Source organism: Mycoplasmopsis agassizii (assembly GCF_002272945.1).
Taxonomy (GTDB): Bacteria; Bacillota_I; Bacilli_A; order Mycoplasmatales; family Metamycoplasmataceae; genus Mycoplasmopsis_B; species Mycoplasmopsis_B agassizii.
Map to the genome: position 1 here is coordinate 504,106 of NZ_NQMN01000002.1, position 14,735 is coordinate 518,840.

Genomic DNA, 14,735 nt, shown 5'->3' on the forward strand with positions numbered 1-14,735 from the left:
AAAAAGAAAAATATTTTTTATATTATTGGCTTCATCAATTTTTGTTATCTTTACATCTTCACTAGCAATTGGACTGGTTTCACTTAAACGAACAGCATACCATCCTGAACCATTTGATGATAAAAGCATTCTAAAAGGTTCTGGCTTATTTGATAAAAAAACGCAAGATAACAAAAACTATTTACAACTAAATACCTGAAATTTTATGGATTTCACATTTAGTGATTTTCAATGAATATTTGAAGGTGTTTGAACTAATGGTAAAATAGAAAAAGTGCGAAAGGATATCAACCCCCACACTATATCAGATAAAGTTATAAAAGCTTCTTGGCTTAAAAAAGTGCAAGGTTCAGATAGATTTATAAAATTTATAAAAAAATTTAAGTGAAGTTATGAACCAGAATTACCTAATAACGCAGTTGATGTGCAAGATTCAAGATATATAGATTCAGGTTATATTCACGATTTTAGTGATCAAAAAAATTATCCAAATCATTTAAAATCTATTAGCTTAATAAAAAACGATGGAGAGTTAAAACAGGCATTAAGATTAGAAGATCAAGATCGTGAAAAATATTTGAAATATTTTAGGTCTTTGGAGGACTATTTCTATTGGTATAAAAAGGAAAAACTTTCTGATGAAGAATTGTCTAAAAAATACCTCCCTTGAACAGATACTTTCAATTTTGACACCATTAATTCTAAAATGGATTTTAAAAATTATGATTATTTATTCGTTAAAGATCTAAGACCTTCATATGGAGATGGAAATGTAGGAATTGGTGATTTAAGTAAGGGAATTAAAATTCACTCTTATAAAATTGAACCTGAAAACCATAAACTAAAAATTATGTTTTGGTATGATGAAGAAGTTAGGGGTTGCCATAATTGCATGGCAGATGATGCGTGAGATCACTCTTGAACCTGAAAAAGATTAAGTTCAATGCTAATACCTATTGAAAAAAATAAAATTAGCGAATTTAATATGAATAATTGAAATTTGGACATTGAAGGTTATGAATATATTCCTTATGGTCGCTGATAAAAAAGATTAACCTAAATCTATTAATCAACCTAATCAAAACAGAAAAACAGTTTGGAATTTTTCTAAACTGTTTTTTAACTCTTTAAATGAAACTAATTCAAAATTTTGCAGAAAAACGGCGACATGTATTAACTTTTTACCGAATATTTTGCTTTTTTGCTAGAATAGTATGAGTAAATTTCATTTTGATAAAAAATGACTGTATAATTTATATTAAAGAAAAGAATATGACTAAAGATTACAAAGACCTGCAGACACGGTTTCGTAAAGCAAACCGTGATGGAATTAAACTACTATTAATTCCAAGAATTGAAAAAAGAATTAAGGAATTACCATCATGGTGATTATTTATTAATAGTTTCTTCTTTGGTATTTTTATAATAATTTTATTTGTAATTGGTGTTGCAGCAATTGCAACAGCAGTTGCTACTTGATTAATTTTAAATCCAGGGCAAGCTCAGATTTATCAAATTGCTTTAGCCTTTGCTGCAATCGTTGTTTTCTTAATTGCCTTTTTATTATTTGTAACCAGAATTACAAGAAGAAATAAAATCATTCAATATCTTTCAAATGTAATTGATAAAACATTAATTTACAAAAGAGTGTTTGCTAATTTTCAAGGTTTTAAATTTTATGGAGCAGCTGATAAAGACTTTTTAGAACTAAGTTCAGTGAGACATACAGGCGAATTTGAAATTCCTGAAGAAGGTTTAATTAATTCCCGTACTAATCAGATGTTACTAGAATATAATGGCTCAAAAATTATTTTCCAATTGCAAAGTTATACTTGAGGAAAGAAAAAAGATCTCTTTCCTAAAAGAGTAATTGGACTTGTTAAATATGATTTAAGTACAAGTCAAAAAAATGTACAGTTTTATAAAAAATTAATCTTTACCTTAAAATCTGATTCACCACGTTTTGATAAACTAAGAGAATTTGAATCTGCTAATGAAGAATTTGATAGTTTCTTTAAACCTAAAACTAATAGCATTAATTTATTAAAAGAATTACTTGATGAAAAAACAAAAGCAACTTTATTAAATTTAGCTAAATCAGGAATTAGAGCTAAAAAATGAAGCTTAGAAAAAATTGACAATTCATTGCAAATTAAGTTTGTTCCTTATATTGATTACACACCTAGTTTACATTTTGGTTTCTCATTATTAACTGATAAAATTGCTAACAATTTTGCTAATTCAATTATTAATGAAATCTTCCAAATTTATTTACTAATTAGAATTCCAATAGAATTAGGAATTGTTTAAAAAGTGAAATCTGGTTGCAAAAGCAACCATTTTTTTATGCAGTTTTTGCTAGTTAACTTAGATAAAAAGATTAATAAAAAACCTTTATGAAATTTCATAAAGGTCATTATTTTAATTAATCTAACATTGGTGGAATTGCCATTAAAGCAATGATTGAATATAGTTCATACATGTCGCCCATGATGTCACCTAGAATATTTCTGACAACCACTTCATGATTATTTGTAACTTGATAATTTAAAATTAAAAAGCCTTTTAAAGAAACTGCAAAAGAAATTTTAAAGGTATTTCTATTCTTAGTTAAATGTAATAAGTTAGTTGAAATATTATTTCGATAATGCTTTAATAAAGTTTCCATTGAATAAGGAGTTGCTACCATTAAGGCTTTAATAGGGTCGTTACTTTTCATGGCAAAGACACTATTAAATTGTTTATTTTCAGTTTGAATATTTTGTGAGCGAGTAAATAAACTTTTTTGAAATCAAGTAAAATCAAAATCACTTAATTCATTAGGTTTCATTAGCATTTTAGCAATGGCAACTTCTTGTCTTCTTCTAGTTTCCACCTTACCAACTGTTTCAACTCATTCATAAGTTAGTGATCTAATCGAGAAAAGATTTTCTCGATATCTAATATTAAATTCAGGTGAACGTTGCACGATGCTTTTAAAAGCCATTACTGGTACACCATAACTAGCAATTGGATAATCTCTAGGATCTAAATCACCACTATTTTGTGCTGAGATAAATTCAAAATCTTCAGAAATACTATCAAAAATATTTTTATAAATATGATTAGGTTTTAATTGTCTTTTTAATTCAGTTATTAATAACGATGAAGAACTTCAATAAAGTACAATGAAGGCGATTCCGATAAAAAAAACAGGAAGTAATAAAATTCCTAAAACAAGTCATCCAGGGTTTAATCATTTTAATTGCCTTTGATGTTCTTTAAAAAACTTTTCAACTGTTTCAATTACAAAAGGATAAGTGTAGCGATAAACACGCTGTTCAAATTCTTTATAACTAAGTGGCTCTGTAACTTTTTTCATATTAATCCTTATTATAAATAATATTAGTTAATTAACTGCAATAAAAAACCACTTAAAATATTAATTTTAAGTGGTAGAAAATTAGTTGATTAATTAACTATTTTTGATCTTCTTCATCTTCATCAATTACTTCAAATTCAGAATCATCTTCAGGTTCATAAACCTCAGTTTCTTTTTGAATCAGTCTAATTTGTTCTTTATTAGCTTGTTTTTCTTTTTCAATTGTTAATGGATCTTTAGGTTTTAATTTAGAAGTTGCTTCGATAAATTTTTCAGTATTTTCTAGTAGATCAATTGTTGATCTAATTGATTTTTCTTTAATAGTAACAGTAATACTTTTACGAATACTCTTAGTAGCTTTTTCAATTGTTTCAACTCTTCTCATAATTGTATCTAATTCTGTTTGGATAATTCCAATTAGATTTTTAGTGATATGCAATTTTAATTCTTCAAAAAATTCTCTAATTGTTTCACGTGCTTTAAGATCCTTAAATTCTGAATCACTAGCTATTTCTTCCCTTCTTCTAGCAAGTTCAAGCATGTCTCTTTTTTGATTGATAAAGAAGGTTAAGAAATAGTCTGGTCTCATTTCAAGCAATCTATCATTACCTGAAACAAATCGAACCATGAAGTTTTGTTCTTTTTCTAATTCAGTAATTAGAATTCCAAAATCAGCATTATTATTTTTACGATCTTTTTCTAGTTTCTCATAGAAGTCTCTGTTTTTTTGTTTCCCATTTTCAGATAATTCAGTTTTCATTTCAAGCACATATTTTCTTTCAAGTTTGTCATTGTATAAAATTTCAAGAATAAAATCAGGCAAGGTATTATTGATTTTTTCAGCCTTTCTAAAAGATAAATTTTTATCCACTAAAAATTCTCTTGCTTGACTTCATAAATAATTTTCTAATTCATTTCCACGAACTTTAATATTGCTTGTTAAGCGTGTTTGCGCTTTTTGCTCAGCTTCTTTTATCTGTTCATTTTTTTCTAGTAGTCGTTTTTCATATTCTTCAGAAATGAATTTTTTTTGCTCTTCGAAGCGTGCTTCTAATTGATTTGATTCTTCTTCTTTAATTTTTTTAATAAGTTCTTCTTTTTTACTTTCAAACTCTTGATTAAGTTTTGAGGTTAATTCATCTTTTAATCTTAATTTTTCAATTTCTAATTCTTTTTTAAGTTCATTTTCTTTTTGAAGCAATTCATTTGTTTTAAATTCCTTCTCTTTTTTTAGCTCATTTTCAACAGATAGTTTCTCTAATTCTAATTGATTACGTTGCTCTTTTAAAAATTCAAGACTCTTATTATGCTCATCTTGCATTTTAATTTTTTCATCTGCTGAAGCAAATTGTAATCTTGCTTTTTCAATTTTTAAAAGTTGATCAATTTCATTTTTCTTTGCGGCAATTTCGGCCTCTTTAGACTGTCGCTCACGTGTCAATTCTGCATCGATTACTTTTTTCTCATTTTCAACATTGTTAATTTGAATTTGCAGATTAGTAATTTCTTTGCTTAGTTGTTCTGCTGATTTTCTCTCTCTTTCAGCAAGTTTCTCTTTTTCAGATTCGATTTTTTGCTTTTCAGCTTCTAATCTAATTCTGTCACTTTCAACTGCTTTGAATAAAGGACTATTTTTAACTAGTTCTTCTTTTTCCTTATCAGTTAATTCTCTTTTATTTGTTTTATTAACAAATTCGAAAACTTTTTCCATTAAGTCTTCTCATGCTTTTTGATCTTGTTCTAAAAGATCATTTTTACTTGAAATTAATTCAGCAATAATTTCATTTATGCTGATATGGCTATTATTAGTTACTAAAACTACTTTGCCATTAATAATTTCTAGTTTGAATTTTGGATTCATATTTAACCACCTTGATGTATGTATATAATTTTATTATTACTCGATTAAAAAAGAATTGTGGAAAAATCTGGAAGTTTTTAATAAGCCAATTTTAATGCTCAAAAAGCATTAAAAAATCTCTTCAAGTTTTTGAAGAGATTAAAGTTTTAAATTGATAATGAAACGTCTTGTTTGTCAGTTGCTGAAGCAGCAAATAAAGGTAGTTGCATTAAGTTTTTAAAACCAGCAACAACGCTTGCAGGTCATGAATACAATTGATTATTGTATTGTGTAACGTTCATATTATAGTTTCTTCTAGCAGCGGCTAGTTCTTTTTCAATATAAGTTGCTTGCTCCATCATTTGTTGAAACATTGATTCAGCTTTTAATTGAGGATAATTTTCAGCCACAGCCATTAAGCGACCAAAAGCTGAATTGATCATCGCATCAGCATCACCATAGTTATTTCTTGAAATATTCATATTTCTTAGTGAAGTAATTGCTTTTAAAGTTTCACCTTCATAGTTAACATAACTTTTTGTTGCATCAACTAGTTTTGTTAAGGTGTCTTTACGGTTTTTCAAGTATGTATCGATACTTGAAGAAGCATTGTTAATGCTCATTTGTTGGCGATTAAATCAGTTACTTTTAACTACGTGGTAGATTAGTGGAATTATTAAGATTCATAAAATAATTCAAACTACTTTTGCACCAGTGCTCAGTTTAGCACTTCTTTCGGTGTTATCAACGTTAGGGTTAAAACCTGCTTCTTTGCCTTCGTTATTAGGGTTTACCAAATTCATAAGGTCTCCTTTTTTTGATTTAAAAGATTATTTAAACATAGCAATCTTATCAAAAAAGCAGATTTAATTAAAAATATTAATTAAATCAAATGTTTTAGTTAGTTAAATTTTAGGCTCTAGGTTGCTAATTTTAACTATTAAATTAAGTTGGGGGTGTATATCAAAATTTATTAAAAATAAGTACTAATAGTTAAATTTTAGTGCTTTGGTATGAAAAAACGGCATTTTTTTCACAATTTGATGAAATTTTGAAAAAAATTGCCGACAAATTTGCGAAAGGAATAAAATATGACTATTAAATACATACAAACAAAGGATATTTTAATTATGAAAAAAAGTTTTAAAAAATATATTTTATTACCAGCACTAGCGCTTAGTGCAGCTGCTGTAGCAGCAACAGCAATTGCTTGTGGTCAACAAGCTAGTTCATCATCAAAAGTACTTGATGACTTGAAAGCGAACAAAGATTTACTTACAACATTATCGTTCACAGGTGATCTTGAAGTAGTTACAGGAACAAATGATAAAGCCGCTTTAGAAACCTGATTCAAAGACAACAAAAGCAATACAACTCCAACTTTATCAACTACAACAAAAGCAACAAGAACTGCTGAGTTGACTAAAGCAGATGTAACTGTTGCTGCTCCAACAGATACGACTGTTAAAGTTGATGTTGTTGCAGTAGCATTTGATGGAACAGATTCATCTAAATTAAATGTTTTACTTAAAGCAACGAAAGGTGATTCATCAGTTCACTTTGTAAAACAAATTACTGGTAAAGAAAAAAACGGAACAACTGGTGTTAGTTTAGGTCTATCAGTTGGTGACCCAACTAACCCTAGATGAAATGCAGCAAGAGACATCTTAAATACAGCTGCTAGAAACTATGGTTTTTCAGGAAGCACAACTAATATAGAAGGGCAAGCAGAGCAAAATAGTGCTTTAGAAACTGCCTTAAATAATGGGGCAAAAGGTATTTTAGTTTCAACAGTTGATGCAGATTCTTCTAAACCATTAGTTGATGCTGCAAAAGCTAAAAATGTACCACTTGTTGCCTACGACCGTTTAATTACAGGTAGTTCAGACTATGATTACTACGTAACATATGATAATGAACGAGTAGGTGTGATGCAAGGATTTAGCTTAATTAAGGGAATTTACAGTGCAACAGTTAATTTTGATAGTGCTAAATCAAATGCAGACAATATTAAAGCATTAGTTGATTATGTTAAAGAACACAAATTTACATCAGCTAAATATATTTATTTATCTGCAGGTGCTCAAGAAGATAATAACTCAAAAATTTTCTTCGATGGAGCAATGAGTGTAATTAATGCAGCTAAAGCTGAAGACACAAACTTACTATTCTTAAATACCAATACAACATTTGCAGATGTTGCTACTCCTAAATGAATTGGTGAAAATGCTGCAAAGAAATTTACTCCAATTTGAAATAATGCAGGTACTGAAAAACAATCAAATTTAGTAGGTATTTTAGCACCTAATGATGGTGTTGCTAACGCATTAGCAACTGAATTATCAAATATCGGTGGTGGAAACACTAAATGACAATCAGTTTATATTACTGGACAAGATGGTAATACAGAATCATTAGAGTCATTAAGAGCAAAAAATAGTAAAATTGACATGACTATTAAAAAAGCAGATGAACCACTTTCTAGAGCTGGTGTTGCAATTTTAACATTACTTGCTGCATATCCAAATGCAACTAAAGATCAAATTCATGCATGATTAAAAATCAGTAACCCTAATGATAATTTTGTAATTAACACAACCTCATATAAAGCTCAATCAAAAGCAATCACAACAATTCTGCTTTCTCCAACAATTGTTACTCAGGATAATGTTGCTACAGAATTTCCAAAATAATTCTTAAATCTATAACTATAAAAAGATTTAACCTTTTGAGTTAAATCTTTTTATAAAGTAAGGAAAAATATGCAAACAAACATTGTTCAAAATACTTCAAAATCTAAATCAGTTAATAATAACGACATTATTTTGAAACTAGATAAGATAACTAAAACATATCCTGGTGTAACTGCCTTAAGTGATGTTTCTTTTCAAGTAAGAAGAGGTAAAATTCTTTCGCTAATTGGAGAAAATGGTGCTGGAAAAAGTACTTTACTAAAAGTTATTTCTGGGGTTATTCCTTCAACAGCACATGAAGGTACAGTTTATTTTGATGGCGAAAGATCAAGGTTCCAATCAATCGGTGATTCAGAGAGTAAAGGAATTGCAATTATTCACCAGGAACTTTCAATATCACCATTTCTACCTGTTTATGAAAATGTTTTCATGGGTCACTACCGTAAAAAATATGGTGTTCTTAAATGAAGCGAAATGATTAGAGAATCAAAAAAATGGCTTGATCTAGTAGGTTTAACTAATGTTAATGTTGAAGACATAGCAGGAAATTTATCAGTTGCGCAGCAACAGTTAGTTGAAATTGCTAAAGCGCTTAGCCAAGATTCGAAATTATTGATTTTAGATGAACCAACATCATCATTAAATGATAAAGACAGTTATAAGTTGCTGGATTTAATGAAGAAATTACGTGACGAGCAAAACATTACTTCTATTTTCGTATCCCATAAATTAAATGAAGTTGAATATGTTGCTGATGATATTGTTGTTATTCGTGATGGAAAATTTATATCTTCATACAATAATGAAGAAACAAAAATTACTGAGCAACAACTTATTAAAGACATTGTCGGTCGTTCGTTAGAAGCTAAATTTCCACCTAAGCCAGAAAATCGTAAGATTGGTGAAGAGACCTTAAGAGTTGAAAATTTTAAAGTTCAGCACCCTAAATTTAGCGATGTTTATGTCGTAAAAAATGGTTATTTCAATGTTAAAGCGGGAGAAATAGTCGGCTTATCAGGGCTAGTAGGATCGGGTCGATCTGAACTTGCTTTATCAGTTTTTGGAAAACAATTTGGAACGATTGAAAAGGGCGAAATTTATGTTAACAAGAAAAAAGTTAATATTAAAAGACCTCTTGAAGCCATTAAAATGGGACTGATGTATGCTTCCGAGGACCGTAAATTAACAGGTCTAATTCAGATGTTTACAATCGATAATAATATTGGTTCAGCATCACTGCATCTTTACACAAAAGCTTCGATTTTACAACATAACAAGCTTGTAAAAAACTCGATGGATCTAAAAGAGAAACTAAAAATTAAAGTTCCAGATATTCAATATAATGTTGAAACTCTTTCAGGTGGTAACCAACAAAAAGTCGTTATTGCCAAAGCCTTAACAACTAAATTTCAAACATTAATTATTGATGAACCAACTAAAGGAATTGACGTTGGTTCAAAATACGAAATTTATAAAATTATTTTTGATTTAGCAGCAGCAGGCAAAAGCGTGATTGTCATTAGTTCAGAATTAGAAGAATTAATTGGTTTAACAGATCGCATTTTTGTCATGGATGGTGGCTATGTCAAAGGCGAAATTAAAACTAGCGAAGCAACACAAGAAAAGATTTTTGAAATCTCTGTTAGAAAGGTAAATCAAAATGTCGAAAAAGAATAATATTAGTCCAGTTGGTGACTTTTTTGCTCAAACAAAATCAAGCATTAATAAAGTTCTAGATACTGTTAGCGATAAAATTAAAGAACAAAAAGCAAAGTATCGAGCAACTACTTATTATAAAAAAACCAGCCCTTATACAAGGTTTATCAAAAAGCATTTGAATCGTAATTCGATGTACTACATTTTGCTGTTTGTAGTTGTCTTATTCTCAATTTGAACTAGCATAAGTTCTACTTCTCACCTTTTAGCACCAGATCAATTCTCAACAATGTTAAGAGGTAATATTCAGATTGTTTTAATCAGCTTACCAATGCTTTGAGTTATTATTAGTGGTAACATTGACTTATCAGTTGGAAGGCTCTTTGGTTTAGTTGGTTACATTGCAGTTAGAACATATATCGAAACTAATGGTTCGCTAGCTGCTGCCTTCTTTACTGCCATAGCAGTTGGACTAGCAATTGGTGTAACTACAGGATTTTTAGTAGGGTACTTAAAAATTCCAGCATTCATTGTTACTTTAGGTGGAATGCTATTATTTCAGGGATTACTATTATATTTATCAGAAGGTAAAACAATTTTATCTTCTTCAGCAGCACAAGGAATAGACGGGCAGTCATTTAAAGATTTTACACTTCTAACTATCGATTTTAATTTAGGTAGTGAAGAATCTAAATTTTATATCATTGCTTTCTTATTATTTATGATAATTGGTGTATTAGTTGTTGTAGCGAATGTTTTTGGATTTATTCAAAAGAAAAAATTTGGTCTTAACCCAGGTCACATAGCATTTTTAATTGTTAAACAAGTGTTTGTAATCGGATTTTTCTTAGCAATTGCACTGTTATTAGCAACGTCTAATTTTGGGTTGCAGTTATACATTCTTTACGCTGTCATAATTATTGCAATCTTCATGTTTATTTCTAAAAATACTCGTTTTGGTAGAGCGATCTATGCAATCGGTGGAAATAAAAAAGCAGCTGCTTTATCAGGGGTAAATGTGCAACTTACAACTATGATGATCTTTGTTGTAATTGGTGTAGTAAGTGGATTCACTGGTTTAGTATTTGCTTCAATTCAGCAAGCTATTGTTGCAGGTGCTGGTGCTTCTCAAGAATTAACTGTTATCTCATCAGTGTTTGTCGGGGGTGCTTCAGTTTCGGGTGGAATTGGTACAGTTGTAGGAACTATTATTGGTTCATTCATTATTAACTTTATCCAATTGGGTATGAACATTCTTGAACAACAAGCTGCTTTCATTAACATTATTCAAGCAGCAATTCTAGTTTCAGTCGTGGCATATGACACTTTAACTAGAAGAAAAGTTTCATAGTTTATTAACTTTAAAACATATAAAAAAGCGAGTTCTAGCTCGCTTTTATTTTTTGACTTTTTAAGTTTTACTTAATCAGTTTATCTAGTTCACTATTAACTTCTTCGAAGTTAATTTGATCATGAATATTAGTATTTGCTGTGACAAATTTTACAACTGAATTTTCATCAACAATAATTACACCACGGTTTAATAAGTGTAGTTTATCAACTAGAAAACCAGTTTTTTTACCAAAATCTAGGTATCTTCAATCACTTAGAGTGTCAACGTTTTCAACGCCGTGTGCTCCACATCAATCTGCTAGTGTAAAAGGTAAGTCTAGTGAAATTGAAACAACATCAACTTTATCAGCATACTTTTCAGCAATGATACTTAGACCACGAGTTTGCTCATCACAAATTTTTGTACTAATAGCAGGAAAAGGTGAAACAACAGTCACTTTTTTTGCTTTAAAATCAACTTCTTCTAAATCACGATTAACTGCTTTAAAAGATAGTTTTTCTCCCACTTTAATTAGTTCTTTAACAGTATTGTATTTAACTTTTTTAAATTCTGTTTGCATTTATAAATCATTAATATTTCAATATTAATGAATCCTTTCTGAATATATATAATCATTATACAACTTTTAAAAAAAGTAAAGCAATTAAATAAAAAATTTTTTATTTAATTGCGTTAGTATCTATCAATTTTGACAAGCAATTTTAGTGTTGATCAGGATGAATTAATTAAAGACATTCAAAGCAGTTTTATTTTGTAAAACACTTTTATTGGTTCATTAAAATAACCAATTTGTCATACTAATATGAAAAAAACTGAAAAAAAATTAATAGCAATTTTCTTTGGTTATAATTAAGTAATATGAGTAATGAAAAACCAGCAAAATTTAAAAAAGGTAATTGCGATAAAGCAGTTAAAGAACTAGATAAAGCATACGATCTTGAAGAGGTTAAAAATCATCTAACTGCAGATGATCGAACAGGTAATATTCTTTATGAATATAGTGCAATGGGTACTCCTAAACAGTTTGAACCACCTATCGACCCACCAGGACAACCTGGTAGAGGGAATGGAAATGGTGAGAATTTGCAATGATGACAAAAGTGAACTTTAGAGAAGATCAAAGAATCAGCAGCAACAACTGTTGCCATTTTACGACATGAAATGAAGCAAATGGAAAAAAGAATAGAAAAAAAGTTTGACGCTAAATTAATGCAAATGGAAAAGAGACAAGAAAAAAAGTTTGACGCTAAATTAATGCAAATGGAAAAAAGAATAGAACAAAAGTTTGACGCTAAATTAGAAAAAGTAGCAAATGAGATTCGTTCAGAAATGAAAGAAGGTTTTGAAAAAGCTGAAAAACAAAATAAAGATACAAATGATAAACTTGAAGCAATTTTAGAATTGCTTAAAAAGAAAGATAAATAAAATATTTATCTAGTTAACAGTCTGTTAATGTATTTTAGTAAATAAAAAAGAGCCCAAAAAAGGCTCTTTTTTTCTGCCGCTTGTTGACAGCCCAATCCAATCACTTGAGGACATACTAGTTAGCCAGTCTTATAAAACTCTTTCTCATATCTTATGCCTTTAGCAACTTCTATCACCGCAATGGGGCGTACTAAGTGATAGCTTTAACACTAATGTGGGGGATTATTGATACGCAAAATACGTACTAAATAATTATACAGAAAAATTAATTTCTTGTAAATCTTTAGAGCAATTTAAAAATTTAAGTCAATAAAAAAGAGCCCAAAAAAGGCTCTTTTTTTCTGCCGCTTGTATGACAGCCCAATCCGACACTTGAGGACACGCTAGTTAGACAGCTAAATAAAAATTTAACTCTTTCTCATATCTCATGCCTTTAGCAACTTCTATCACGGCAATGGGGCGTACTATGTGATAGCTTTAACACTAATGCGGCTTATTAATTTATACGCAAATGCGTACTAAATAATTATACAAAAAAACAAAATTTTTGTAAATTTTTAAAGCAATTTAAAAATTTTAAATTACTTTTTTAGCTTATCATTTGGAAATGTAAAACTAAAATTACAAATTATTGACTTGTTCTCTCCTTCTTTACAATCCATTTCTACCTTAGCATCAGGTGGCACTATTTCATCGATTGTTCTTAAAACTTCATCAACATCTTTAATACCAGTTTTAGAAATTAATTTTTTAGCTTTATCTCTAGCATTCATAAATTCTCCTTAGTTTATTTAGTTATTAAAATTATATATTAATGTTTAAGTCTCAAACTCTAATAAAGCAAAATTTTTACTCTTTTGCATTAACTATTTTATGAATATGATGAAAAATTGCTTTTGCTCTTTTAGCGTTTTTGAAGTTTCTTTCATAAACTTCAACGAAAAGAATTTTCTTAAAAAATTCATATTCAATTTTAATCAAGATATTTTTTTCATAGTCTTGAATAATGAAATATGCAGGATTAACTGTCATAGTTCAACTTTTAAATTCTCCAGGAAATTTATTTTCATCAAAGTATGAAAGTAATTTTTCAACTTGATGTAGTTCGCTATGAAAAATATTTTTAACTACAAAAATAGGCTTATAAAGTTGTATCGATTGTCTAAAAACATTAGCAATACTTCCTTTTTGAGTTTTGTAGTAATTTAATAATTCTGAAAAAACGACCAAAATTTGTAAATGATCAAAGTAGTCAATTAAATTAGTATTAAAGTTAAATTGATTATCTTTATTGATTAAAAATAGGATGTCTTGCTGAGCAACTTCATTTTTATAATTTTGTTCAATCGCCAATCAATTAACTTCATATTTTTTAAAAATTGGGTCAAGCAAAATTCCTAAATATTGGGGTAAAACAATCACTTTATTTCTCAGATCTATTTTGCTAACTTTTTTATCTAGTAGATAAAGATCTAAAAATAAGGTTAGAAATTCAAACTTTTCTAAGAATTGCATTTTGCTTCCAACGTTAATTCCTATATTTAAAAAAGTAGCACCACTATCACTTGAATATAATAAATCAGCATCTGCTTTAATAGCGGAACGTGATAGTTGCAAAGTATTATCAATTAAAGGTGAGAGCATTTTATTTGATGAAACATAACGATATTCAAAATTTAAGGAACCTAAAATTTTGCTACTTAATTGAGCAAATGCTTGTGAGTTATGACTAAGAGCAATAACTAGGTTTTTAACATCAGTTGCTCTTTTTGAAAGGGTTAAAACTTTTTTGCGATATTCATCAAAAATAGCACTTTCTTTTAAATATAAGGGTGCCTTCATCATTTTATGAATATCCTGACTAGGATCTAAGTTAAAAATATTTTCAGTTATTTTTTCATAAACTTCTAAAGCAATTGAGTTTGCTTGTCCATCTAAAAAGGTAACTTTATATTTGCGTTGCTCCTTAATATAGTTTAAATAAATAGCTGCATCTAGATTAATATTTTTGTAAGTTTCATTGATAATGCTATTAACAACTTCAACTCTTTCAAAAAGAAATACTTTAAAATTTCTTTTTGAAAAGATCTGTTGTGCAATTTCTGCATAGTAAGCTAAATCACTATCATTGTTATATGCAACTAAAATATTTAGGTTGATATTTTCGGGAATTAAATTTAAAAAAGATTGAAAAATTAAAGACATAGTTAGCGTATTAAAACGGTTATAACCTAGTCCTTTTTCAAAACTAAAACCTCTTTCATTGAAATAAGGTTTAGCAAAAAAATCTGGATGCTTATCCAAATTTTTTTCAATGTTTTTAAGATGTGCTAAAGTTTTTTTGTCATTAGCATAAAAATTTATTCAGTGTGCAAAAGTATTATTCATACTTTTTATTTTACATCA

12 protein-coding genes are annotated in these 14,735 nt (G+C 28.7%); 6 read left to right on the plus strand and 6 right to left on the minus strand.

All coding sequences use genetic code 4. The features are described from left to right. The first annotated feature begins 25 nt into the window (after positions 1 to 25). Positions 26 to 1,045 carry a hypothetical protein gene (locus CJF60_RS04655; RefSeq protein WP_143823397.1) on the plus strand — a complete coding sequence of 340 codons (1,020 nt, stop codon included), beginning with the start codon at positions 26 to 28 and terminating at the stop codon, positions 1,043 to 1,045. A 227-nt stretch (positions 1,046 to 1,272) separates the two neighbouring features. Continuing rightward, complete coding sequence (locus CJF60_RS04660; RefSeq protein ID WP_084232278.1) at positions 1,273 to 2,310, plus strand: hypothetical protein; 1,038 nt, start codon at positions 1,273 to 1,275, stop codon at positions 2,308 to 2,310. Between the two features lie 115 nt (positions 2,311 to 2,425). Here CJF60_RS04660 and CJF60_RS04665 read toward each other — a convergent pair whose 3' ends face one another. The 3 genes from CJF60_RS04665 to CJF60_RS04675 all read right to left on the minus strand — a co-directional run bounded on the left by CJF60_RS04665 (position 2,426) and on the right by CJF60_RS04675 (position 6,004). Next, positions 2,426 to 3,361 (minus strand): DUF3137 domain-containing protein, encoded by a 936-nt coding sequence (locus tag CJF60_RS04665; RefSeq protein ID WP_084232277.1) that lies wholly within the window; start codon positions 3,359 to 3,361, stop codon positions 2,426 to 2,428. Positions 3,362 to 3,458: 97 nt separating this feature from the next. Further along, positions 3,459 to 5,222, minus strand: a complete 1,764-nt coding sequence (locus CJF60_RS04670; RefSeq protein WP_084232276.1) for a DUF2130 domain-containing protein — start codon at positions 5,220 to 5,222, stop codon at positions 3,459 to 3,461. Positions 5,223 to 5,368: 146 nt separating this feature from the next. Next, on the minus strand, positions 5,369 to 6,004 hold the full coding sequence (locus CJF60_RS04675; RefSeq protein ID WP_084232275.1) for a LemA family protein: 636 nt from the start codon (positions 6,002 to 6,004) through the stop codon (positions 5,369 to 5,371). Positions 6,005 to 6,331: 327 nt separating this feature from the next. On the opposite strand from CJF60_RS04675, the gene CJF60_RS04680 reads away from it, so the two are divergent. The 3 genes from CJF60_RS04680 to CJF60_RS04690 all read left to right on the plus strand — a co-directional run bounded on the left by CJF60_RS04680 (position 6,332) and on the right by CJF60_RS04690 (position 10,901). Beyond that, positions 6,332 to 7,894 carry a substrate-binding domain-containing protein gene (locus CJF60_RS04680; protein ID WP_159444203.1) on the plus strand — a complete coding sequence of 521 codons (1,563 nt, stop codon included), beginning with the start codon at positions 6,332 to 6,334 and terminating at the stop codon, positions 7,892 to 7,894. A 69-nt stretch (positions 7,895 to 7,963) separates the two neighbouring features. Continuing rightward, complete coding sequence (locus CJF60_RS04685; RefSeq protein WP_084232273.1) at positions 7,964 to 9,571, plus strand: sugar ABC transporter ATP-binding protein; 1,608 nt, start codon at positions 7,964 to 7,966, stop codon at positions 9,569 to 9,571. Next, entirely contained in the window at positions 9,555 to 10,901 is a 1,347-nt protein-coding gene (locus CJF60_RS04690; RefSeq protein WP_084232272.1) for an ABC transporter permease subunit, read from the plus strand. Before CJF60_RS04685 ends, CJF60_RS04690 begins: the two co-directional genes overlap by 17 nt. Before the next feature lie 67 nt (positions 10,902 to 10,968). Here CJF60_RS04690 and CJF60_RS04695 read toward each other — a convergent pair whose 3' ends face one another. Beyond that, the gene (locus CJF60_RS04695) at positions 10,969 to 11,463 is read right to left on the minus strand and encodes a peroxiredoxin (RefSeq protein WP_084232271.1); all 495 of its coding nucleotides are present in this window, start codon (positions 11,461 to 11,463) and stop codon (positions 10,969 to 10,971) included. A gap of 299 nt (positions 11,464 to 11,762) precedes the next feature. On the opposite strand from CJF60_RS04695, the gene CJF60_RS04700 reads away from it, so the two are divergent. Beyond that, the gene (locus CJF60_RS04700; protein WP_084232270.1) at positions 11,763 to 12,329 is read left to right on the plus strand and encodes a single stranded DNA-binding domain-containing protein; all 567 of its coding nucleotides are present in this window, start codon (positions 11,763 to 11,765) and stop codon (positions 12,327 to 12,329) included. A 581-nt stretch (positions 12,330 to 12,910) separates the two neighbouring features. Here the strand turns inward: CJF60_RS04700 and CJF60_RS04705 are convergent. Further along, a complete protein-coding gene (locus CJF60_RS04705; protein ID WP_084232269.1) occupies positions 12,911 to 13,102 on the minus strand; it encodes a hypothetical protein in 192 nt (63 codons plus the stop codon). A gap of 76 nt (positions 13,103 to 13,178) precedes the next feature. Then, positions 13,179 to 14,717, minus strand: coding sequence for an MAG5620 family putative phospho-sugar mutase (locus CJF60_RS04710; protein WP_084232268.1), 1,539 nt, complete (start codon positions 14,715 to 14,717; stop codon positions 13,179 to 13,181). Positions 14,718 to 14,735: the final 18 nt, after the last annotated feature.